This window comes from Cupriavidus sp. CP313, from assembly GCF_054072015.1.
Genome location: NZ_JBSVZB010000006.1, coordinates 141278 through 163583, shown reverse-complemented (window position 1 = coordinate 163583; position 22306 = coordinate 141278). Strand labels below are relative to the sequence as shown.

Sequence of the window (22306 nt, the reverse complement as noted above, 5' to 3'; positions counted from 1 at the left end):
ATTCGCTGGAACTGCGGTTCAGGGACGCGAGGTCGTCGCAGTGCCGGTCGTGGAGGTCTGCAGCGCGGCGCGGTAGGCCGACAGGGCCTTGGCGTAATCGCCCTGGGCGCTGACGGCGTCGAGCCGGGTCTGGCGCAGCGCGCGGCGGGCATCGAGCAGATCGAGCACGCCCGTGGCGCCCTTGCCGTAGGCAAACTCGGCGCTGCCGGCCACGCTTTCGGCAGCGGGCAGCACGTCGTCGCGCATCTGCCGCAGTGACTGGCGCGAGGCTTCGAGCTGGTTGCGCAGCCGTTCCATCTCATTGCCGGCTTCAAGCAGCACGCGGTTGCGGTCGTCCAGCGCGGCGTAGTAGTCCACCTCGGCGCGGCGGGCCTCGCCGCCGTTGCGGTGGCGCACGTACAGCGGGATCGTCAGGAACACGCCGTAGCTGTTGCCGCTGCCATTGGTATTGGTGGCCGAGACCGGATAGTGCTCAGCCTGCGCGCCCACGGTCACGTCAGGCACGCGGCCGGCGCGCGCCAGGTCGCGGGCGGCAGCGGCCGCCGCCAGGCGGGCCTCGGCCGCGGTCACGTCGGGGCGGCGCTGCAGCGTGTCGGGGTCGACCTGCGGCACGGGGGTATCCAGCGGCGGCCAGTCCGGCACCAGCCGGTTGTCGGCAAGCGTGCCGGGCACGCCCATGGCCTGCGCCAGCTGGGCCTTGTCGCGGGCGTGGTCGGTCATGGCCTGGCGCATGTCGTTCTGCGCGCGCAGCGCGTCGAGCTGCAGCTTGGTCACGTCGGCACGCGAGACATCGCCGGCCTTGAGGCGGGTCTCGCTGGCCTGGCGGGTGCGGTCGTACAGGCCCAGCATCTCCCTGAGCACGCCCACGCGCTCCTGGCTGACCACCGCCTCATAGAAGGCCTGCTCCGCCCCGGCGGTCTGCTGCACCACCACCGCCTGCACCGACTCGCCGGCGGCCGCGCTGGCCTTGCGCGCGGCGTCCACGCGCAGGCCGCCCTTGTTGGCGGTCTCGATCAGCTGGTCCACGCGCAGGGTGGAGTCCACGGTCTTGCTGCGCAGGTTGCCCGAGCCGATGCCGGCATGCGGGTTGATGTTGGTCACGCCCAGGCTCAGCACCGGGTTGGGCCGCTGCGAAGCGATCTGTATGTCCGCCTGGCTGGCTTCGACGCCGCGGCGGGCGGCGATGATGTCGCGATTGCAGCGCAGTGCGTTCAGGCGCACCTGCGCCAGGGTCAGCGTCGCGCCCGCTGGCGGCGGCACGCAAGGACCGGCAGCATCTGCGGAATCAGCGGAAGGAAGCGGATCGGCGGGGGGTTCGGCGGCAAGGATTGCCGCGGGCCGGGCCAGAACCCCCAGTACCAGCAGGGCACCTACGGCAATACGGGAAAAGACAAAAGGCACGGTCAGTCAGGCTCGGTTCGACAACGGTCTGCGGTAAACGACCGTGCCCGCCGAACGGTGCACCGGGGCGGCAAATATTCATCCGACCCCGATCCCGCCAGTGCGGTCGCGAAGCGTGGCTGTCTTGGTGCGCCCTCGCCTGCTGTCCTGATGCATCAAACGCCACCCGGACACGATCTCCCGCACGCATTCAAACCGAATCGCATTACAAACAGCTTTCATTGGGCTGACAAAAGCCTTTAACTACGCGAAAACCCTAGCCAACCGGAAAAAACAACCAACGGCGCGGGCCGTTGCCGGCCATGCCGTCGGAAATTGCGGCGGACCTGATCCCCTCGTCCGCGCGCCTGGTCCGTTTCTCCTTACCCCTTCACGCGGTCATCCAGCCCCAGGCTGCGGCCGATGATCTCCTTCATGATCTCGCTGCTGCCAGCGTAGATGCGCGAGATGCGCGCGTCGGTGTACATGCGGCAGATGCGGTATTCCTCCATATAGCCGGCGCCGCCGTGCAGCTGCACGCCCTCGTCGACCATGCGCCCTTGCAGTTCCGACGTAAGCAGCTTGGCCGACGCCGCCGTCTCCACGGTCAGCGTGCCGGCGTTGTGCCGCAGCACACACTGGTCGACAAAGGTCTGCAGCGCATCCAGCTGCGCACGCAGCTCGGCCAGCTTGAAGCGCGAGTTCTGGAACGTGCCGATAGCCCGGCCGAAGGCCTTGCGCTCCTTGACGTAGTCCAGAGTGAGGTCGAACGCCACCTGCGCCGACGCCATGTAGCCGCAGGCGCCAATCAGCCGCTCTTCGGCCAGGTGGCGCGTCAGGTAGTGGAAGCCCTGGCCGGGCTCGCCCAGCACGTTGGCCTTGGGCACCTTGACGTTGTCGAAGAACAGTTCCGAGGTGTCCTGCGAGTGCAGGCCCATCTTGCGCAGCTTGCGCCCGCGCTCGAAGCCCGGCATGCCGCGCTCGACGATAAAGAGGCCAAGGCCGTGGCTGCGCTCCGGATCGGTGCGCGCGACCACCACCACGTAGTCGGCCAGCTGGCCGTTCGAGATATAGGTCTTGGCGCCGTTCAGCACCCAGTGGTCGCCATGGTCTTCGGCACGCGTGCGCATGCCGGCCAGGTCGGAGCCCGCCTGCGGCTCGGTCATGGCAATGGCAAAGATCGACTCGCCGCGCGCGGCCGCCGGCAGCAGGCGCAGGCGTTGTTCCTCATTGCCGATGCGGCCGATATATGGCGCCACCAGCCGCGAGTGCAGCGTGCCGAAAAAGCCCGAGTCGCCGTGGCGCGCGTTTTCCTCGATCAGGATCTGCTCATAGCGGAAGTCCTCCACGCCGGCGCCGCCGTATTTCTCATCGGCCCACATCAGCAGGTAGCCCTGCTCGCCGGCCTTGCGGAACACTTCGCGGTCCACGCAGCCCTGTTCGCGCCAGCGCTCGCCGTGCGGCCCCACCTCGCGCTGGTAGAAGCGGCGGGCGGATTCGCGGAAGGCATCGTGTTCGGCTTCGAAGATCAGGCGTTGCATGGCGGGGTCTCCTGGTGTTTTTGAGAGTGACCGGCCGAGTGTCTGCCGTGCAGCGTCTATGAGATTCGTCGGAAAGGATGATTTTTCCTACCGCAGCCGAACGGGCAGCTTTGAAGGAGAAGCCCGCTTGAATGCAATTTTATTGATATGAAGTGGAAATAACTTTCATTTACCCGCCGGCACGCTTTGCGCCAATACTGGAATCACAGAACCCTATTCGATGGAGCGGGAACATGGAAGCCGTCCTCTGGATTGCCCTGGCGCTGGCACTGGTGGCACTGGGAGGCACCGTCACATGGCTGATCGGGACCCGGGTGCCCGAGCCGGTGTTCGAACGCGCGCAGCAGCATGGCCGCTTTGCCGGGCTGGAACCGCGCCCGCCGCGCGGCGGCGGGCGCGGCCGCCGGGTGCGGCGCGTGCGGCAATGGCGCCTGGTGGCCGTGCCCGGCCCGATGGGCGAACTGGTGCCGGTCCGGATCTGACCGCTTTGCGCTATTGCGGGAAATCCCAGCGCTGCGACCAGTCGGATTCTTCGCGCACGATGTCGCGCAGGATGCGCACCGCGTCCTGCGCCGCGCCTGTTGGGGTCTTGGCGCAAACGAGGAATACCGGATAAGAGAACTCTGACGCGCCACCGATGCGCGCCAACACCCCGCTGTCCAGGTAGCTCTGCACCACGCGTGTCCGGAAATACCCGCTGCCGCCGAACTGCAGGATGTACTGCAGCGCCAGCGGCCCCAGGTTGAAGTACAGCGAGGCGCGCGCATGCTCCGGCAGCGCGCTGTCATGCTGGCGGCGGAACTCCGGCCCCCAGTCGACATAGACATAGCCGCCATCGCGCTGCGTCGAGCGGATCAGGATCAGCTTCTCTTCCATCAGCGCCTCGACATGCATGCCGGGCGCGTACTCCGGCTGGTAGACCAGCGCCGCGTCCAGCGTGCCTGACTGCAGCTTGCGCTGCAGCTCCGCCCCTTCCCCCACTTCCGCCCGCACCGCCTGCGCCGGCATCAGCTGGCGCAGGCGCGTGGTCCACAGCAGCACCAGCGGATTGCCCAGGCTGATTTCCGTGCCGAAGCGAAACAGGCTGGCCAGCCCGGCCGGCAACGGCAGCTCGCGGCAGGCCGCCTCCCAGGTCTGCACCAGCTGGCTGGCGTAGCCGAGAAAGCGCTGGCCATCGGGCGTCAGCCGTGCGCCCGCCTTGTTGCGCTCGAACAGGCGGCAGTTGAGCTGCGATTCCAGGCTCTTGATGCGCGCGGTCACGGCGGTCTGCGTGACATGCAGCTTGTCGGCCGCGGCCAGCAGGCTGCCGGTGCGGACGACTTGCAGGAAGGTGCGGGCGAGATCGATGTCCATGGGGCGGGGGATTGGCTGGTGTGACGAATTGTAGGCAATTGGGGGCGAATATTCCGCAATTGCCGTCACATGGATGCCCGCCGACGCTGCTGCAACTATGCTGTCCTGTCTGGATGAAATGAGAAACCACCATGCCACGTACCCGGCTTTACCGATCTCTTATGCAGCCCGACGGCATCCCAGCTGATGCTGCATGCCCCGACTCCGGCGTACCGCCCGAGACTGTGCCCGGCGAAGACAATGCAGTCAGACCAGCATGCCGGCGCCTGACGGGATTGCTCGATATCTTCGCGGCCTTCCCGAACGACTTCATGTCGGCAGGGCGGGGCGAACAGGAACAGATCAGGCGCTAAAGACCCGCACGGCGCCACTTGCTTCGCCGCCCTGCTCCCGGGGGCCCCGCCGGGTCAGCGCGCCGGCTGCGGCCGCACCGCCGCTGGCATGGCAACCGGCACGGCGCCTACCGCCGGCGCACTGCGCGCCTCGCGCGGCGGCCTCAGCGGCGCGAGGCCTTCCGGCTCCCGCAAGGCCAACCCATTGTCATAGCCGGTGGCAACGGCCTCCAGGTATCCGGGGGCAAACTTCTGTTCCGGCGTCACGGCCTGCACGGCCGGCGCTGCAGCCTGCGGCGCCTCGGACTGGGCGCAGGCGACGCTGTTGATGCATAAGCCCAGCACACGCAGCAGCGTCATGGCCTGGCGCGAGCGATGCAGGATTGTGGGCGGGCGCGGCGCGGCCTGCCCTGTCTGGCATTGGGGTCGGGTGTTCATCGGGGTTCTCCGGGAAGCCATTGCTGGCTGGTGGCACAACGAGCCGCGGCGCCGCGCTCGCTGTCCATTGCGCAATGACCGTGCCACCGCCGCAAGGCTGGTTGCGGCGTGGATTACGGCACTTTCCGGGGATGGGATGGTGGGGCCAGGCCGACGCTGGCGGCGGGGATGTCGGTCGATCTCCAACACTATCGGCGGCGTCCGCGCGCCGCGACGGGTGCGTGAGCCCCGCCCTCAGGGCTTGACCGCCGCCGCCAGCACCGCCGGCATCGGCACCTCGAAGCCGCTGCCGCGCATATAGGCGGCGACGGTGCCGCGCAGCACGGCGCGGATCTCATCGCGGGCCTTGGGGGTCTGCGCGCGCAGCGTGGCGGCGGCGCGCACGGTGCCCTGGGCCAGCGCATCGAACAGCTGGTCGGGCGTGGAGAAGCGCCATACCTGCGGCACGTTGCGGCAGGTGGGCGAGACAAAGCCGGCCTGCTGCAACGCGGTGCGGCAATGGCCCGGATCGCTGAACAGGAAGAAGTTCGGCCCCACGGGGATATCGACCTCCATCGAGCCATAGGCGCGGATCGCGGCATAGACCGCGCCGAAACCGACCGCGCGCTCGGGCGTGTCCCACACGGTGAAGGCGATGCGCCCGCCCGGGCGCAGCACGCGGAACGCCTCGGTCAGCGCGGCGTCGGGGTCGGACAGGTGACACATGCCGAAGCCATTGACCACGGCATCGAAGCTGGCATCGCCGAACGGCAGCGCCTGCGCATCCGCTTGCTCATAATGGACATCCGGATGGAGCTTGCGGGCCAGCTGCACCTGCGCCAGCGAGAAGTCGATGCCGACGGATTCGGCACCGCGTTGCACCGCCCCCGCCGCGACATGGCCGGAGCCGGTGGCCACATCCAGCACGCGCAGCCCGCTGGCCACATGGGCGTCATCCAGCAGGGACTCGACCGATTGCCGGGTCACGTGCGACAGATGCTCCTGGTACTGGCTGACGACCTCGGGGTCTTCCCAGCCAGCCAGCTCAAAGGCCCGAAACGAATCTGCGGTGTGGTCCATGCCCTCTCCTCGGCGTCGATGTCAGGCTGCCGGTTTGCGCGGACGCAGTGCCCCGCCGCCGTATGACCCCGGTAAACCAAGTATAGACAGCACCGGCCGCGCGAAGGCCCGCCCTACTTCGCGCCGGTGACCCGCCAGATCGCATTGCCGACATCGTCGGCCACGAGCAAACCGCCTTGCTTGTCGATGGCCACGCCCACCGGCCGCCCGCGCGCATTGCCGTCCTCATCGAGAAAGCCAGTCAGCACGTCGAACGGCGCGCCGTCGGGCCGGCCCTTGCTGAACGGCACGAAGATCACCTTGTAGCCCGCCAGCGGCCTGCGGTTCCACGAACCGTGCTGGCCGATGAACATGCCGTCGCTGAAGCGCGCCGGCAAGCTGTTGCCGCCGGCGGCAGCCAGCCCGAGCGATGCGGTGTGTGCCCCCACGGCATAGTCCGGCACGATGGCCCTGGCCACCTGGTCCGGCGCCGGCGGCTTCACGCGTGCGTCGACATGCTGGCCGTAGTAACTGTAGGGCCAGCCATAGAAGCCGCCGTCGCGCACCGAGGTAATGTAGTCCGGCACCAGGTCGCTGCCGATCTCATCGCGCTCGTTGACGGCAGTCCAGAGCATGCCGGTGACCGGCTCCCACGCCATGCCGTTGGGATTGCGCAGGCCGCTGGCAAAGATCCGGTGCGTGCCGGCCTTCGGGTCGACCTCCCAGATGGCGGCGCGGCCAACCTCCTTGTCCATGCCGTGCTCGCCCACGTTGCTGTTGGAGCCCACCGTCACGTACAACTTGCTGCCGTCGCGGCTGGCGACCAGGCTCTTGGTCCAGTGATGGTTGAGCGGCCCGCCGGGCAGGTCCACCACCTTCTGTGGCGCGGCAGTGATCTGGGTCTGGCCGGGCTGGTACGGGAAGCGCAGCACCGCGTCGGTGGCGGCCACGTAGAAGTCGTTGCCGACCAGGGCCATGCCGAACGGCGAGTTCAGGTCCTTCAGGAACACCGAGCGCTGGTCGGCCACGCCGTCGCCGTTGGTGTCGCGCAGCAGCGTGATGCGGTTGGCGCTGGGCGTGCCGGCGCCGGCGCGCTTCATCAGCTTCTTCATGATCCAGCCGCGGATGCCCTGGCCGTCATCGGGCTTGGGCGGGGCATTGCTCTCGGCCACCAGCACGTCGCCGTTGGGCAGCACGTAGACCCAGCGCGGATGGTCCAGCTTGTCGGCGAAGACTGTCACCGCCATGCCTGCGGCCGGCACCGGGCGCTGGCCCGCTGCCCAGCCGATGGCCGGCGCGATCTTGACGGTGGGGATCGCGGTCTGGTTGGGTGGCGGCAGCTGCGGCATGGGGCCAAAGCCCGCTTCGGAAGGCAGCTTGGCCGATTCGCCGCAGGCGGCGAGCGCGGCGGTGGCGCCCGCCAGCAGGACGACACGCAACAGGGAGATCGTGGTGGGCATCGGCATGGTCCGGGCTCCTCAGGCAACGCGGGGCGGCGCGCCTGTCCCTGGACTATAGGATGCGGGCCACCCGCCCCTCTGCAGGCGCCGGGGAAGCCACCGTGTAGGACGATGCCCCCGCCTGCGGCGCACGCACGCACGCCGCGGGCTGCCTCAGCCGCGGTGCGGCGTATCGAGCCCCTTCACCACCGCCGGGCGCTTCACGAAGGCCTCCAGCACGCGCCGGACGTGCGGGAAGTCCTGGATGCCGACCAGTTCGCCCGCCTCATAGAAGCCAACCAGGTTGCGCACCCACGGGAAGGTGGCGATGTCGGCAATGGTGTATGCGTCGCCCATGATCCAGTCGCGTCCCTCCAGCCGCTGGTTCAGCACATTCAGCAGGCGCCGGCTTTCGGCCACGTAGCGGTCGCGCGGGCGCTTGTCCTCGTACTCTTTGCCGGCGAACTTGTGGAAAAAGCCCACCTGCCCGAACATCGGCCCGATGCCGCCCATCTGGAACATCACCCACTGGATGGTTTCGTAGCGGCGCGCGGGGTCGGCCGGGATCAGCTTGCCCGACTTGTCGGCCAGGTAGAGCAGGATCGCGCCCGACTCGAATAGCGCCAGCGGCTTGCCGCCCGGGCCATCGGGATCGAGGATGGCGGGAATCTTGTTGTTCGGGCTCAACGACAGGAACTCCGGCGACATCTGGTCGTTGGCGTCGAAGCGCACCAGGTGCGGTTCATACGGCAGGCCGGTCTCCTCCAGCATGACCGACACCTTGACCCCGTTGGGCGTGGGCAGGGAATACAGCTGGATGCGGTCGGGATGCTGCGCCGGCCATTTGCGGGTGATGGGGAAAGCGGACAGATCGGGCACACTGGCTCCTGGTTCAGGCGCTTGCGCACTGCGCAAGAAGGCGCCGGACAACGGAAAAGCCCGATCATAAACCGCCCCTGCCATGCATGCAGCGCAGGGCCTCAGGCGGTCTCGGCCGGCTGCACAACCTGATGCGCAAGCTCGACCTGCATAACACCGCCGAAGTGGTGGCTTACGCCGCGCGCCAGGGTATTCCGCTGGATTGAGCTTTTGCGCTCCTGCCGGTTTGCTCCCCTTGCCCTGCCTTCTTCTTCATCCGGATAGCCGGCCTTCAAATGGCAACTCTCAGCTGAGCCCGAAGCGCTCCAGCGTGCCAGCAAGTCCCAGCAACTCGACCATGGTCTTGCCTTGCACTAGTTGCTGGCGCATCCAGTCCTCCTTCTCCTCGCGCTCCGCACTTCTGGCCAGCACGGACTCAACCTCCGCGGCGGCAACCACGACCAGCCCGTCGCGGTCCCCGACAACGATGTCTCCGGGCGCAATCGATACACCGCCTACGCAGACCGGCACATTGACCCTGCCGGGCTGATTCTTGTGAGTGCCCTTGATCGACAGGCCACGGCAGAACACCGGGAACCTCATGTCGACAATCGCGTTGCCGTCGCGCACGGCGCCGTTGATCACCAGGCCGGCCAGGCCGATGTGCTGCGCGGCCAGCGTCAGCACGTCACCCCACGGGCCGGCTTCGGTAAAGCCCTTGGCGTCGAGCACCAGCACGTCGCCGGGGCGCGCCTTGGTCAGTGCGTAGTGGACCATCAGGTTGTCGCCGGGACGCAGGTCCACCGTGAGGGCGGGCCCCGCCATCCTGATGTCCGGGTCCAGCGGCTTCAGGCCACCGTCCAGCGCGCCCTTCTGGCCTTGGGCTTCATGAATGGTGGCGGTGCCGAAAGCCTTCAGCCGTTCGAGTTGCGTTGGTGTAACGGAGTGGATCATGGCGCTATGACTTATCGGATAAAAGATGCCGGCTTGGGCCTGTAGGCGTGCCGCCTTAGCTGGCAGCGCGTTGCAGCGTGTGGTAGCCGTGCTGGTGCCGGGCTTCCGACAGCGTCGCGCCCGCCAATGCCGCGGCCAGGATCTTCTCTTCCGCGGCGCGCGTCGCCAGCGCCTTGCGGAACACTTCTTCGGCCCTGCCCTGCGGCACCACAACGATGCCGTCGGCATCGCCAACGACGAAGTCGCCGGGGCACACCCGTACATCACCAAGGCTGACCGGCACGCGCACCGCTTCCACCTGCACGCGGTCCTTGCCCGTGCGCATGAAGCGGCCGCGCGCATAAAGCCGGTAATTGGCCTGGTCAGCCTCCTCGGTGTCGCGGCACACGCCGTTGATCACGGTGCCGGCGATGCCCCGCTGCGCGGACAGCGCGCTGAGGATGCCGCCCCATACCGTGCAGTCGGTGCGGCCACCGTTGTCCAGCACCACGACCGCGCCGGCGGGCACTTCATCGAAATAATCGCCGACCGTGCCGGGTGCGGCCGTATCGACCGGCGCGTAGCGCACGGTATAAGCCTGGCCGAACAGCTTGCCTGCGCCCGCAATGCGCCCGATGCCGTGCGCGCTGCCCGGCAACCGGAAAAAGTCCAGCGCATCGGAAACCTCCGCGGTAGTCAGTGCCTTCGCTGCCTCGAGCCAATCGGCTTGTGTCTGCTGCGTCATCGTCTCGCTCCATGTGTTGATGCATTGGAGTTTCGAGTAAAGTAACGCCGAGATCAAACATCGTTTAATGGATATAACTTCATAAAAAATGAACCAACGGCAGCTACGATACTTCTGCGAGGTGGTCGATGCGGGCAGCGCGGCGGAGGCGGCAAAGCGCCTCTTTGTCGCGCCAACGGCGATCAGCATGCAGCTTGCGCAACTGGAGGAAAGCGTCGGCGCGCCGCTGTTCGACCGCACGCACCGGCCCATGACGCTGACCGCGATGGGCCGCTTCCTTTATCCGCGTGCAAAGGATGTGCTGGCCATGATGGGCAGGCTGGAGGAGGAAACACGGGCGGTCGCGGCCGGCAGCGGCGGCTGGCTCGGCATCGGCTTTACCCGCTCGATGATCTTCAGCATCCTGCCGGCGGCGGTGCGCCGCTTCCGTACCACGCGGCCCAATGTCCAGGTCGATCTGCTGGAACTGCTGTCGGAACACCAGCCCGAGCAGCTAAGGCGGGGGCGCATCGATATCGGCATCTCGCGCTATGTCGGGATCTTCGAACAGGCGCCGGACCTGCTGTACACGCCGCTGTTCCATGACCCGTTCGTTGCCGCCGTTCCCGCCAGCAGCAAGCTGGCCAAACGCAAGACCATCCGCGCGGCCGAGCTGAACGGGATGCCACTGATCCAGTACCCGAAAGATCCGCAGAGCGGCTTCGCGGCGCGAATGGTGGCGCTGCTGCGCGATGCCGGCGTCGAGTGCGTGGCGGGACACGAGGCGATCGAGATCCACACCGCGCTCGGGCTGGTGGCCGCGGGGCTGGGCTTTACGCTGGTCGGCCGTTCCGTGGCCGATGGCAACCGCTCCGACATTGCCTTTGTCCCGGTCACCGGACTCAAGGGCACCGCAACCGTCGTCGCCGTCACGCGCAAGGATGACGACAGTGCGCTGGTGTCGTCCTTTCTAAGTGCGCTAAACGCACCAGCGGGCTGAGCCGGGCCCGGCCAATCGCCCCGCAGCGAAAGAGGCTTCGGCGAGCTGCGCGCACCTGCTTGCTCCAGATCCCGTGGCTCGGGCATCGCCCGCCTATGCTTATGAGCAGCGCTTAGTTGTCCAGGCGGCATGCGTTGGCTATGGTGGAAATGCAAGCCATCGCCGCATGCCGTGCACAAGGAGGGGGTTATGGACCTGCTCGACTGGATCACCGCAATCGCCACCGTCGTCCTGGTATTCGCGGCGCTGCGTTATCCGCTCTACCCGCCGGGTATGTACGGGGAAAGGCGAGACCGGACCTGAGGCGGCAGACCACGGCGTCCCTGCCGCTCAGGCGGTCGAGATTGCGGCACTACGACGCCTGGGCTTTCGTTCCACCACCTTCTCTGCCGCCAACGCAGCGATAGCCGCCTCGACCAGCGGGTTCGCCCGGCTGGTCGACCACGCCATGGCCGTGGTGACCACGCTGACCGCCTCCTTCAGCGGCCTGACCGCCACGTTGTCCGAGGCCGCCTTCTTCAGCGAGGCCGGCACCAGCGCAATCCCCTGCCCGCAGCCGACGAAGGCAATCTGTGACGACACGGTCCTCACTTCGTGCAGCACGCGCGGCGAGAAGCCGGCGGCCCTGCAGGTGGCAATCAGGCTGTCGTAGTAGACCGGGCTCACATGCCTGGCAAACATCACGAATTCCTCGTCCGCTAGCGACGCCAGGCGAATGCGAGGCATCTCGGCCAGCCGGTGGGATCGCGGCAGCGCAACCGCAAGGCGGTCCTGCTTCAGCGCGATGGACTTGATGGACGACCCCAGGTCCCCTTCAAGGCGGGCGAACGCCAGATCGACATCCCCCCGCTCCAGCGCCGGCACCGCCTCGACGCTGTCGATCTCCCTGACCGACACCGTCAGCTGCGGATACGCGGCCTTCAGGTGTTCGATCAACGCAGGCAGCGTCTCCACCATCGCCGACGAAATGGCGCCGATGGTCAGCACGCCGCTCTGCCGCTGAACGGCCTCACGCACCGCAAGCTCGAGCCGCTCGAGCTGCTCGGCGAACTTGCGTACCGCCGGCAGGATCGCCGCTCCCGCGGGCGTGAGCTGCGCACCCCGCCGGGAGCGCTCGAACAGCTTTACCTTGAGCGCGTGCTCAAGCACCTGGATCTGTTCGGTCAGCGGCGGCTGGGACATCCCCAGCCGTTTTGCGGCGCGTCCGAAGTGCTCTTCCTCCGCAACCGCCAGGAACAACCATAGGTGCCGAACCAGTCTGAAGTTGATCATGGTGTTTGATAGCTTGGGCGTATGGATACGTTACGTTCTTCGGAATTTACATATCGAACTCTAAAGCCGATAGTGCAAGCCATGCAACACACTGAGGACTCCCGGCAATGACCACCGCCACCTTGCTCGACCGCCTTGCGGCCCTCGACACCAACACAGTGTCTGACGCGCTGGACTTCCTGAACCTGCCCGGTGCGACGTATGGAATTCGCCCGCTGTGGCACTGCCCAAAGATCACCGGCAGGGCCAGCACCGTGCAGCTTGGGCCCAAGACCGATGCCGCGCCGACGGCACACCTGATCACCCCTGTGATCGAAGCGATCCATAGCGACGACCGCATCCTGGTGATTGCCGGCGGCCTCGAAGGCATCTCCTGCTGGGGCGACATCCTCGCCAACGCCGCGACCGCGAAGCAGGTGCGGGGGTCCGTCATCGACGGCCTGAGCCGCGACATCGAAGGCAGCGAATCCATCGGCTACGCGGTCTTTGGCCGCGGCCTGACCATGATCAGCGCGCGCAACCGGGTGGTACAGACGGGTGCCGGCGAGCCGGTTGTCTTCGCCGGCGTGGTCGTGAACCAGGACGACTATGTGATCGCGGACCGCTGCGGCACGGTCTTTGTCCCGGCCGACCGCATCGAAGACGTGCTGGACCTGGGCGAGCGCATCGCCCGTCGGCAGGACGGCATGGTGCAGGCCGTGCGCGCAGGCCGCTCAGTGGCCGAGGTCATGCATGACAAGGAATTCGAGGCCATCCAGGGCAAGGAAGCAAAATGAGCGCGGCGCACGATATCCAACGGCTGAACGTCCATCTGGCCAGCGCCCAGGCATCGGCTACCTACCGGATGATGGACCGCGTCGCTGCAAAGCGCGCTTCCGGCGCCAGCGTCATTTCGCTCAGCGCGGGCGAGCCGGATTTCGACACGCCCACGCATGTGTGCGATGCGGCGGTCGAAGCGATTCGCGCTGGCCATACGCGGTACACGCAAGTGGCGGGCATGCGTGCGCTGCGCGAGGCCATTGCCGCCAAGTTCCGGCGCGAGAATGGCCTCGACGTCGACTGGCAGGACACCATCGTCTGCACCGGCGGCAAGCAGGTGATCTACAACGCCCTGTCGGCCACGTTGAATGCGGGCGACGAGGTCATCGTGCCCGCGCCTTACTGGGTGAGCTACCCGGAGATAGTCCAGTTGTCCGGCGCCACGCCGGTGATCGTCTCGTGCGGTGCCGACGTCGGCTTCAAGCTGACCCCTGCCGCACTGACCCGCGCGATCAGCGCAAAGACGCGCTGGCTGATCCTGAACTCGCCGTCCAATCCTACCGGTGCCGTCTATTCGCGCGAGGATCTGGCCGCGCTCGGCGAAGTGCTGCTGGCACATCCGCATGTGCTGGTGCTGTCGGACGATATCTATGAGCACCTGACCTTCGACGGCGAGCGCTTCCATACGCTCGCCGCAGTGGAGCCGCGCCTGGCGCCACGCACGCTGACCATGAACGGCGTTTCCAAGGCCTATGCCATGACCGGCTGGCGCATCGGCTTCGGCACCGGTCCTCGCTGGCTGCTGGAAGCCATGGAGAAGGTCCAGGGCCAGCAGACCTCCGGCGCCTGCTCCATCTCGCAGCATGCGGCACTGGCCGCGCTGACGGGGCCGCAGGACTTCATTCGCGAATCGCGCGCAGTCTTCGAGGGGCGCAGGGACATGATGGTCCGGTTGCTCAACGACACGCCGGGGCTGGAATGCCTGGTGCCTGGCGGCGCGTTCTATGCGTTTGCTTCGTGCGAAGGGCTGCTGGGCCAGCGCACGGCAGCCGGGACGCTGCTGACTACCGATGAGGATGTCGCGGGCGCGCTGCTGGATGAGGCCAATGTGGCGGTGGTGCATGGCAGTGCGTTTGGGCTTGGGCCATATATCCGGATTGCTTATGCGCTCGATACCGAGTCGCTGCGCCAGGCATGCGACGCAATCCGGCAGTTCTGCCTGTCACTGCGGGATTAAGCCATGGTCCGCTTCGTGCGCTGCCGGGTTGCTCCCTCTCCCGCGAGAGAGGGAGCAACCCGGCGGTAGTGCAAAACCCCGCGACACTGCGACACCTTTGTCATCGGCATAACGGTGGTTCCTTTCGCTTCCAACATGGAGATAGCCAGCGTGTCACCAAGCACTCTCACCAAGGAACGCCTCCACCTGTCAGTCAGCGGCACCGATATCGGGCTTTCCGCACTGCATAGCCCCGGCGAACACCCTCCTCTGGTCTTCCTGCATGGCTTTGGCTCGACCAAGGAGGACTATGCGGACGTGGTCCTGCATCCCGCCCTCGCAGGCCGCGCAGTCCTCGCCTACGACGCCCCCGGTTGCGGCGAAACGGAATGCCGGGACCTGTCCAGGATCTCGATTCCCTTCCTGGTAGAGACTGCGCTAGCGGCGCTCGACCAGTTCGGCCTAGACCGGTTTCACCTGATCGGCCATTCCATGGGCGGCCTGACCGCCCTGATGCTGGCCCACCGCGTGCCGGAGCGCGTCCTGAGCTTCATCGACATCGAGGGCAACGTAGCCCCCGAAGACTGCTTCCTCAGCCGGCAAATCGTCTCGCATCGCAGTGAAGCCCCCGATCGCTTCTTTGACGAGTTCATCGACCGCACCTGGCATTCCCCGTACTACTCCAGTCCGCTGTATGCGGCCAGCCTGCGCCACAAGGTACGCGCCGGCGCAGTGCGCGGGATCTTCGAATCGATGGTCGACCTGTCCGACAACGCTGACCTGATGACGAAATTCCTCGGGCTGCCCTGCCCGAAGATGTTCATGTACGGCGAGCAGAACGCTTCCCTGACCTACCTGAAGCATCTCCAGCGCCATGGCGTCGAGCTCGCGGAAATTCCGCTGTGCGGGCATTTCCCGATGTACTCGAATGCGCCGGCGATGTGGGAGCGGATTGCCCGGTTCCTTGCGCGGATGTGAAGCCGTCGGCGACCCGCCGGCTTCCCAGCGTTGTTGCGTGTCCCATTCCCACGATGTGTTCTTGCCCCCACAGAAGGAAAGACTGCCATGAAGTTCGCCAATACCTGCCTGACTGCGTCCCTGACTGCATGCCTGACTCTTGCCTCGCATATCCACACGGCAAGCGCCACCGACTACCCGACCAAGCCGATCCGGGTCGTCGTTCCGTATCCGGCGGGCGGATCCACGGACGCCGTCGCGCGCATGGTCGGGCAAAAGCTGACGGCAAAGTTCGGCCAGCCCGTGGTCGTAGAGAACCGTCCCGGTGCCAGCGAAGCGATCGGCGCGAGCTTCGTGGCGAAGTCCGCACCGGACGGCTACAACATCCTGCTGGCCACGATGACCGGGCTCTCGGTCAACCCCAGTCTGTACAGCAAGCTAGCCTATGACCCGCGCAAGGACTTCGCGCCCATCATCCAGGCGACGACCATCCCCAGCGTTGTGGTAGTCAATCCGAAGGTGCCGGCCAAATCCATGACTGACCTGCTCAGCTTCCTGAAGGGCAATGCCGGCAGCGAGGGTTATGCCTCGGCTGGCAACGGCACGCCCAGCCATCTCGGCATGGAGCTATACAAGCGCGTCACCGGCGCCAATGTCGTTCACGTGCCATACAAGGGAGGCGCGCCCGCGCTGCAGGACCTGATGGCGGGCCAGGTGCAGATCATGATGGCGCTGCTGCCCGAGGCGATGCCGCTGGTCAAGGCCGGCAAGCTCAAGGCGCTGGCCATCACCACCTCGAAGCGCTCGGCCGAATACCCCGACCTGCCCACCGTATCCGAGTCCGGCATGCAAGGCTTCGAGATGATCTTCTGGCAGGCGTTTGTCGCGCCGGCGGGAACGCCCAAGGATGTCGTGGCGAAGCTCAACCAGGCCATCGATGAAATCCTGCGCGACAAGGAAACCCGCGCAAAGCTGATCGAAATGGGCCTGGAACCCGCCGGCGGGTCGCCCGAGCACCTGGGCTCGGTGATGAAGACCGAAACCGTCAAGTGGAAGAAGGTCGTCGACGACGCCGGCATCAAGCTCGACTGATCCCGCAAACCCGGATTGCGCACCAAGCGCCGCGGCTTCAGCGGCACAGAATTGACGAGTGGATATGACAACGATTGCCGTTGAAGACCAAGCTGCGCCGTTGGCAGATGGCGCTCCGCCAACGCTGCGGATATACGCCGCCGGCACCGGCGCGCTGCTTCTCGATGCCTGCGCCGGCGAGTTCGACCAGGCCACACAGGAGCGCATCTGGGCGCTGTCGGCGATGCTGTCGGCAGGCAGGGTGATGGATGGCATCCGGGAAACCGTTCCCGGCGTCAACAACCTGCTGATCGTCTTCGACCCTGCGCTGCTGCATCCGGCCGCGGCCCGTGAACGCTTGCCGGCAATCTGGCAGACGCTGGAAGTCAGCGCGCGCCGCGGCCGGGAGATCGAGATCCCGGTGGTCTATGGCGGCGAAGCCGGCGAAGACCTGCCGGCGCTGGCCACGGACGCCGGCCTCGGCATCGAGGAGTTTGTCGGCCTGCACAGCGCCGCCGTCTACTCGGTGGCCTGCATCGGCGCCTACCCCGGCTTTGCCTTCCTGACCGGGCTGCCTGCGCGGCTCGCCACGCCCCGCCGGCAGGTTCCGCGGATGAAGGTGGCGAAGGGATCGGTCGCCATCGGCGGCAGCCAGGCCGGCGTCATGCCGTGTACCGCGCCGTCCGGGTGGCATCTGATCGGCATGACGGAGCTCAGCATGTTCGACCCGAACCGCAGCGCGCCTTGCCTGCTGTCCCCCGGAGACAGGGTCCATTTTCGGGTGAAGGGAATCGAGTCATGATTGAAGTCCTCTCCAACGGTGCGCCGAATATCGTCCAGGACCTGGGAAGGCCCGGCCATCTCGGCATCGGGGTTGGCCGCAGCGGCGCCATGGATGCGATGGCGCTGTCGCTCGCGAACGCGCTGGTCGGCAATGACGACGGCGAGGCCGGCATCGAAATCAGCCTGTTCCCGTTCCGCCTGTGCTTCCGGTCTGACACCGTCTTCGCTTGCACCGGCTCGGACAGCCGGCTGCTGCTAGACGACCGACCGTTGGCCCCCTGGTGGGGCCGGCGCGCCAGGGCCGGCCAGGTCCTGGTTGTTGAACGCCCCCGCCGCGGCGCGCGCGCGTACCTGGCCTTCTCCGGCGGCATTGACGTTGCCCCGGTGCTGGGCTCCCGCGCCACGGATCTCAAGGGCGGCTTCGGCGGCTGGGAGGGCCGTGGACTGCGGCGCGGCGACGTGCTGCCGTTGGGACAAGCGGCGAAGCCAGTGCTGCAGGCGTCTGGCCTGGGCCTGATCCCCAACGATCTCGCTGCGTTCTGGCGCGAGCTTTCGCAACGGTGCATCACGGTGCGCGCGGTGCCGGCCGCCGAATACGAGATGTTCAGCCATGACGCCAGGGCTGCCTTCACCACCACCGACTACAAGGTGACGCCCGACGCCAACCGCCAGGGCTATCGCCTGGTGGGGCAAGCGCTGGCGCCGAGCCGGCCACTGGAGCTGCTCTCGCACGGCATCGTTCCGGGAACAGTACAGGTGCCGCCCTCCGGACAACCGATCATCCAGCTCGCGGAGGCGAACACCTGCGGCGGCTATCCGAAGATCGCCACCGTGATCGAGGCCGACCTCTGGCGGCTCGCCCAGGCGCCAGTGGGCTGCGGCGTGCGCTTCCTGACGGTCGACCAGGACCAGGCGATCGCCGCCTCGGCAGCGCAAGCCGAAGAACGTGCGGCCCTGCGCAGCAACATCGCGCTGATGACGCGACGCAGCTAAGCCATCGTTCCCCCTTCCCAACATCCATAGACAGGGCCAGCCATGACCAGCCAGAATGCAGCAACCTTGCGCGTCGACCTCAACTCCGACATGGGCGAGGGCTTCGGCGCCTACCGCATGGGCGACGACGAAGCCATCCTCAATATCGTCAGCTCCGCCAATATCGCCTGCGGCCTGCACGCCGGCGACCCCGAGATCATGGCCAGGACCTTCACGCTGGCCCGGGAGCGTGGGGTCGCCGTGGGCGCCCATCCCGGCTTCCCCGACCTGTGGGGGTTCGGTCGGCGCATCATTCCGTTCAGCACCGGCGAGATCGAACGCCTGGTCGCTTACCAGATTGGCGCCGCACAGGCCCTTTCCGCCTACGCGGGCCATCCCATCACCTACGTCAAGGCGCATGGCGCATTGGGCAACCTGACGCAGACCGATGCCGATGTCTCCGCCGCCATCGCGCGGGCGATCAAGGCAGTCGACCCGAAGCTGGTCTGCCTGACGTTTGCCAATGGGCATCTGGAACGCATTGGCAAGGAGATGGGCCTGCGCGTGTGCGCTGAAGTGTTCGCGGACCGCGCCTACACCGAAGAGGGCCATCTCGTGCATCGCAAGGTACCGGGCGCGGTGTTGCACGACGCGCACGAGGCCGCGGCGAGAATGCTGCGGATGGTCCGGGCCGGCGCCATTGAAACCATCTCCGGCACGTTGGTGCCCGCGCCGATCGAATCGATCTGCGTGCACAGCGATACGCCCGGCGCGATCACCATGGCGGCGGAGGTGCGGCGCACCCTGGAAGAGGCTGGCGTCACCGTGCGATCCTTTAGCTGAGGCGGCCATGTCGATGAATATCGCATTCGTGGAGCAGCTTATCGGCATCCTGGAGCGTTCGACGCTTTCAGAGCTGGAATATGGCGAGGATGGGGGGCGCGTCCGGCTGGTGCGTTTGGCCAACCGTGCGACCGCAGGCACGGCTTCTGCACTTTCTCCGCCAGTGCCCGAAGCGCCAGCCCCTGCTGGCCCCGCGTCCGCCATCGAGCCCGGGCCGACGGAGCGAACCGTATCGGCGCCGCTTGCAGGCATGTTCCATTGCGCCCCGGCCCCCGGCCAGCCGCCGTTCGTGACGATCGGCGACCTGGTTGAGGAAGGGCAACAGCTTGCCATCATCGAAGCGATGAAGATGCTGAACGCAGTCGAAGCCGATCTGAAGGGTCGGGTGGTCCATGTTGCTGCGCAGGATGGTGCAGCGGTGGAAGCCGGCGCCCCGCTCTTCGTGATCGAGCCTGCGGGAGACGGCGATGCTTGAGACCGTCCTGATCGCCAATCGTGGTGAGATCGCATTGCGGGTGCTGCGGGCCTGCCGCAAGCTTGGCATCCGCACCGTTGCCGTGCATTCGGAAGTCGATGCGAACTTGCGCCATGTCGCCCTCGCCGACCAGGCATTGTGCATCGGTCCCGCACCCGCCGGCCGCAGCTACCTGGATCAGAACGAACTGCTGCTCGCCGCCAGATTGTCCGGGGCGGACGCCATCCATCCCGGGTATGGATTCCTGTCCGAGAGTGCCGATTTTGCCGAAGCCGTGGAACGAGCCGGGCTGGTATTCATCGGGCCCACCGCTGCCTCGATCCGGCGCATGGGGGACAAGGTCAGCGCCAAGCGCGCCATGATCGAAGCCGGCGTGCCCTGCGTTCCCGGGTCCGAGGGTGCACTGACCGATGACTTGCAGGCAACCGCCGCACTCGCCGACAAGGTCGGCTATCCGCTGATCGTCAAGGCGGCGGGTGGCGGCGGCGGCCGCGGCATGCGGATCGTCCGTGCGCCCGATGAGCTGGCACAGGCGGTCGCGATGACCCGCGAGGAAGCCGGCCGGGCCTTCAACAACCCGGCGGTCTATCTCGAGAAGTTCCTGGAACACCCGCGGCACATCGAAATCCAGGTATTCGCGGACGCGCACGGCAACGCCGTGTGGCTGGGCGAACGCGACTGCTCGATGCAGAGGCGCCACCAGAAGGTCATCGAAGAATCGCCGGCGCCGGGAATCTCACGCGAGGCGATTGCGCGAATCGGCGAGCAATGTGCCAATGCGTGCCGGCATATCGGCTATCGTGGGGCCGGCACTTTCGAGTTCCTCTACGAGGACGGCGCCTTCTTCTTTATCGAAATGAACACACGGGTGCAGGTCGAGCATCCGGTCACCGAGCTCGTCACCGGGATCGACATCGTCGCCGAGCAATTGCGCATCGCGCGCGGCGAGCCGCTTTCCTTCCGGCAGCAAGATGTGGCGTTGCGCGGGCATGCCATTGAATGCCGTATCAACGCCGAGCACCCGTGGCGCTTCACGCCGGCCCCCGGGCGGATCACCGATTGGATTGCGCCTGGCGGTCCCGGCATACGCGTGGAATCGCATCTCTACGCCGGCTATACGGTGCCTCCTGACTATGATTCGCTGGTGGCCAAGCTGCTGGCGCATGGCGACACGCGCGACGAAGCGGTCGCGCGCATGCGTTTGGCGCTCGATGAGATCGTGCTGGGCGGCATCCACTCCAACGTGGCGCTGCACCGTGTACTGATGGACGAGCCTGGCTTTGTCCAGGGAAGCTATGACATTCATCATCTGGAGCGGTGCCTGGAACAGGGCCTTGGGGGAGCGTGACGGACATGAAGCTGGAAGAGATCGAGCGACTGGTTCAGCGCCTTGCGGGCGGTGCGATTGAAAGGCTGGAATTCGAAGTGGAAGGGAAGCGCCTGGTGTTGCATCGGCCGGCGGGGTACGACGTCGGCACTCCAGGATTACCTCATGCGGAAACAGCAGGCGCAGCGCCCGATTTCGTACGAGCGCCCGCGGCAGGCGTGTTCTACGCCAGTCACCCTCTGGCAGAAGAGACCTTCGCGCTGCCCGATCACATCGTCGAGCCCGGCGAGGCGGTGGGGTACCTGCGTGTCGGTTCAGTGCTCAGCGCGGTGAACGCCGGGGAGCGCGGCGTGCCAGGCGAGCAGCTTGTCGAAAGCGGGACGCTGGTGGGCTTTGGTGAGGCGCTTTTTGCGCTGGAGAAGGTGGCGTAGGGAGGGAGCAAACCCGCAGCGGCACCATATGCCAGGGTGCCTTTCAAGCGCTGAATGTGTGCGGCCGCGCTAGACCAGGCAACGCGGCGCCTGGAATTCGATCACGTCTTTGATCACCTCGCACATCTCCGTGATCAGCACGCGCGAGTCATCACGACGCCATTGCACGACATAGTGCAGCGGTTCCAGCGCGCCGCCCTTCTTCAGTATCTGCAACACCCCGCGCACTTCCAGCGCTTCGGCCCATTGCTTCGGCATGAAGGCGAAACCCAGCCCCTCCGCCACCATGCCGACCACTGCGCCCCAGCTATTGCACACCAGGCGGCGGTTGACCGCCATGCCGCCGCTGGCCAGCCACTGGTCGAGCACCCGGGTGCCGCCCGCGCCGACCGGCAGGGACAGCAGCAATTGCTCCGCCATCAGCCGCCGTGGATCGTCGGTGCCGGTCTGGTCGACAAAGGACTTGGTTGCGACCCAGACAAAGTCGACCTGTGCAATTCGTTCCGACGCGAGGCTGCTGCGCGATGACGGCCCGGCGATCACCGCGAGGTCGAGTTCGCCATCTTCCAGGCGCTGCTCGAGCACCTGACCGATATCGACGTAGGGCTCGAGCTGAAGCTCGGGATGCCGGATAGCCGTCTGCCGTACCAGCCGGGGCAGCCACGTCAGGCCGCTCAGTTCGCCCAGGCCCACGCGGCAACGGCCTTGCAGGCCACGGCTCTGCCCCGCCGACTGCTGCAGCTCGGCCGCAACCCGCAGCAGTTCCCGGATTCGCGGCAGCATCTGCTCGCCTTGCCCCGTCAGCTCGGCGCGGCGGCCGCTGCGGTCGAAGAGCTGCACGCCGAGAGAGGTTTCGAGCTCCGCCACCCGCTTGGACAGCGACGACACCGACAGGTGGCAGCGCTCTGCGGCAACCGAGAAGTTCAGGCAGGTCGCGGCCCAGTAGAAGGCTTCCAGTTGCTTGAGGGTCATGGATCAGGGCCTTGGGGTGGCTGTCTATGTTTCCTAAAAGCGAAATTATAGCTTCGCTATTTTTCGCTTTTTTCGCGGCTTGGCGGTTGCTAGATTGGACCCTAGTCGTCGCCTTGCCACCCCATATCGACCATGCCAGCCATCCAAGCCCCTGCAGCAGCGACTTCGGTTAATGATCCGGAAAGTGACTCA

23 protein-coding genes are annotated in these 22306 nt (G+C 66.5%); 12 read left to right on the top strand and 11 right to left on the bottom strand.

Features of this window, described 5'->3' with window-relative positions:
* Nucleotides 1-18: 18 nt before the first annotated feature.
* Together ACW4E8_RS11185 and ACW4E8_RS11180 are read right to left on the bottom strand one after the other, a co-directional pair.
* Nucleotides 19-1401, bottom strand: a complete 1383-nt coding sequence (locus tag ACW4E8_RS11185) for a TolC family protein (RefSeq protein WP_456804567.1) — start codon at nt 1399-1401, stop codon at nt 19-21.
* 362 nt (nt 1402-1763) lie between these two features.
* Nucleotides 1764-2921 carry an acyl-CoA dehydrogenase family protein gene (locus tag ACW4E8_RS11180; protein WP_456804566.1) on the bottom strand — a complete coding sequence of 386 codons (1158 nt, stop codon included), beginning with the start codon at nt 2919-2921 and terminating at the stop codon, nt 1764-1766.
* 233 nt (nt 2922-3154) lie between these two features.
* On the opposite strand from ACW4E8_RS11180, the gene ACW4E8_RS11175 reads away from it, so the two are divergent.
* Nucleotides 3155-3403 carry a hypothetical protein gene (locus ACW4E8_RS11175; RefSeq protein ID WP_456804565.1) on the top strand — a complete coding sequence of 83 codons (249 nt, stop codon included), beginning with the start codon at nt 3155-3157 and terminating at the stop codon, nt 3401-3403.
* Nucleotides 3404-3413: 10 nt separating this feature from the next.
* Here the strand turns inward: ACW4E8_RS11175 and ACW4E8_RS11170 are convergent, their stop codons facing one another.
* The 7 genes from ACW4E8_RS11170 to ACW4E8_RS11140 form a co-directional block, all read right to left on the bottom strand.
* Entirely contained in the window at nt 3414-4274 is an 861-nt protein-coding gene (locus ACW4E8_RS11170) for a LysR family transcriptional regulator (protein ID WP_456804564.1), read from the bottom strand.
* 407 nt (nt 4275-4681) lie between these two features.
* Nucleotides 4682-5044, bottom strand: coding sequence for a hypothetical protein (locus tag ACW4E8_RS11165; RefSeq protein ID WP_456804563.1), 363 nt, complete (start codon nt 5042-5044; stop codon nt 4682-4684).
* Between the two features lie 234 nt (nt 5045-5278).
* Nucleotides 5279-6103 carry a class I SAM-dependent methyltransferase gene (locus tag ACW4E8_RS11160; protein WP_456804562.1) on the bottom strand — a complete coding sequence of 275 codons (825 nt, stop codon included), beginning with the start codon at nt 6101-6103 and terminating at the stop codon, nt 5279-5281.
* 113 nt (nt 6104-6216) lie between these two features.
* On the bottom strand, nt 6217-7548 hold the full coding sequence (locus ACW4E8_RS11155; RefSeq protein ID WP_456804561.1) for a PQQ-dependent sugar dehydrogenase: 1332 nt from the start codon (nt 7546-7548) through the stop codon (nt 6217-6219).
* 147 nt (nt 7549-7695) lie between these two features.
* Nucleotides 7696-8400 carry a glutathione binding-like protein gene (locus tag ACW4E8_RS11150; protein WP_456804560.1) on the bottom strand — a complete coding sequence of 235 codons (705 nt, stop codon included), beginning with the start codon at nt 8398-8400 and terminating at the stop codon, nt 7696-7698.
* A 285-nt stretch (nt 8401-8685) separates the two neighbouring features.
* On the bottom strand, nt 8686-9333 hold the full coding sequence (locus ACW4E8_RS11145; protein WP_456804559.1) for a 4-carboxy-4-hydroxy-2-oxoadipate aldolase/oxaloacetate decarboxylase: 648 nt from the start codon (nt 9331-9333) through the stop codon (nt 8686-8688).
* 55 nt (nt 9334-9388) lie between these two features.
* On the bottom strand, nt 9389-10246 hold the full coding sequence (locus ACW4E8_RS11140; protein ID WP_456804558.1) for an RraA family protein: 858 nt from the start codon (nt 10244-10246) through the stop codon (nt 9389-9391).
* Between ACW4E8_RS11140 and ACW4E8_RS11135 the strand changes: the two genes are divergently transcribed.
* Nucleotides 10146-11036 carry a LysR family transcriptional regulator gene (locus ACW4E8_RS11135; RefSeq protein WP_456804557.1) on the top strand — a complete coding sequence of 297 codons (891 nt, stop codon included), beginning with the start codon at nt 10146-10148 and terminating at the stop codon, nt 11034-11036. The genes ACW4E8_RS11140 and ACW4E8_RS11135 overlap by 101 nt on opposite strands.
* A 330-nt stretch (nt 11037-11366) precedes the next feature.
* On the opposite strand, the gene ACW4E8_RS11130 is transcribed toward ACW4E8_RS11135, so the two are convergent.
* Nucleotides 11367-12308, bottom strand: coding sequence for a LysR family transcriptional regulator (locus ACW4E8_RS11130; protein ID WP_456804556.1), 942 nt, complete (start codon nt 12306-12308; stop codon nt 11367-11369).
* 107 nt (nt 12309-12415) lie between these two features.
* Between ACW4E8_RS11130 and ACW4E8_RS11125 the strand changes: the two genes are divergently transcribed.
* The 10 genes from ACW4E8_RS11125 (at nt 12416) to ACW4E8_RS11080 (ending at nt 21142) form a co-directional block, all read left to right on the top strand.
* Nucleotides 12416-13084: an RraA family protein gene (locus ACW4E8_RS11125; RefSeq protein WP_456804555.1), complete on the top strand. Its 669-nt coding sequence runs from the start codon at nt 12416-12418 to the stop codon at nt 13082-13084.
* Nucleotides 13081-14304 carry a pyridoxal phosphate-dependent aminotransferase gene (locus ACW4E8_RS11120; RefSeq protein ID WP_456804554.1) on the top strand — a complete coding sequence of 408 codons (1224 nt, stop codon included), beginning with the start codon at nt 13081-13083 and terminating at the stop codon, nt 14302-14304. Before ACW4E8_RS11125 ends, ACW4E8_RS11120 begins: the two co-directional genes overlap by 4 nt.
* 150 nt (nt 14305-14454) lie before the next feature.
* Nucleotides 14455-15261 carry an alpha/beta fold hydrolase gene (locus ACW4E8_RS11115; protein ID WP_456804553.1) on the top strand — a complete coding sequence of 269 codons (807 nt, stop codon included), beginning with the start codon at nt 14455-14457 and terminating at the stop codon, nt 15259-15261.
* An 87-nt stretch (nt 15262-15348) separates the two neighbouring features.
* Nucleotides 15349-16332 carry a Bug family tripartite tricarboxylate transporter substrate binding protein gene (locus ACW4E8_RS11110; protein ID WP_456804552.1) on the top strand — a complete coding sequence of 328 codons (984 nt, stop codon included), beginning with the start codon at nt 15349-15351 and terminating at the stop codon, nt 16330-16332.
* Nucleotides 16333-16396: 64 nt separating this feature from the next.
* Nucleotides 16397-17113: a 5-oxoprolinase subunit PxpB gene (pxpB, locus tag ACW4E8_RS11105; RefSeq protein ID WP_456804551.1), complete on the top strand. Its 717-nt coding sequence runs from the start codon at nt 16397-16399 to the stop codon at nt 17111-17113.
* Nucleotides 17110-18087, top strand: a complete 978-nt coding sequence (locus tag ACW4E8_RS11100; RefSeq protein WP_456804550.1) for a 5-oxoprolinase subunit C family protein — start codon at nt 17110-17112, stop codon at nt 18085-18087. The genes pxpB and ACW4E8_RS11100 overlap by 4 nt, the downstream gene beginning before the upstream one ends.
* Nucleotides 18088-18129: 42 nt before the next feature.
* Entirely contained in the window at nt 18130-18909 is a 780-nt protein-coding gene (locus tag ACW4E8_RS11095; protein ID WP_456804549.1) for a LamB/YcsF family protein, read from the top strand.
* A gap of 7 nt (nt 18910-18916) precedes the next feature.
* Complete coding sequence (locus ACW4E8_RS11090; protein WP_456804548.1) at nt 18917-19384, top strand: acetyl-CoA carboxylase biotin carboxyl carrier protein; 468 nt, start codon at nt 18917-18919, stop codon at nt 19382-19384.
* Complete coding sequence (gene accC, locus ACW4E8_RS11085; RefSeq protein ID WP_456804547.1) at nt 19377-20732, top strand: acetyl-CoA carboxylase biotin carboxylase subunit; 1356 nt, start codon at nt 19377-19379, stop codon at nt 20730-20732. Before ACW4E8_RS11090 ends, accC begins: the two co-directional genes overlap by 8 nt.
* Before the next feature lie 5 nt (nt 20733-20737).
* The gene (locus ACW4E8_RS11080) at nt 20738-21142 is read left to right on the top strand and encodes a hypothetical protein (RefSeq protein ID WP_456804546.1); all 405 of its coding nucleotides are present in this window, start codon (nt 20738-20740) and stop codon (nt 21140-21142) included.
* Between the two features lie 69 nt (nt 21143-21211).
* Here the strand turns inward: ACW4E8_RS11080 and ACW4E8_RS11075 are convergent, their stop codons facing one another.
* Nucleotides 21212-22114 (bottom strand): LysR family transcriptional regulator, encoded by a 903-nt coding sequence (locus ACW4E8_RS11075; protein WP_456804545.1) that lies wholly within the window; start codon nt 22112-22114, stop codon nt 21212-21214.
* Nucleotides 22115-22306 lie beyond the last annotated feature (192 nt).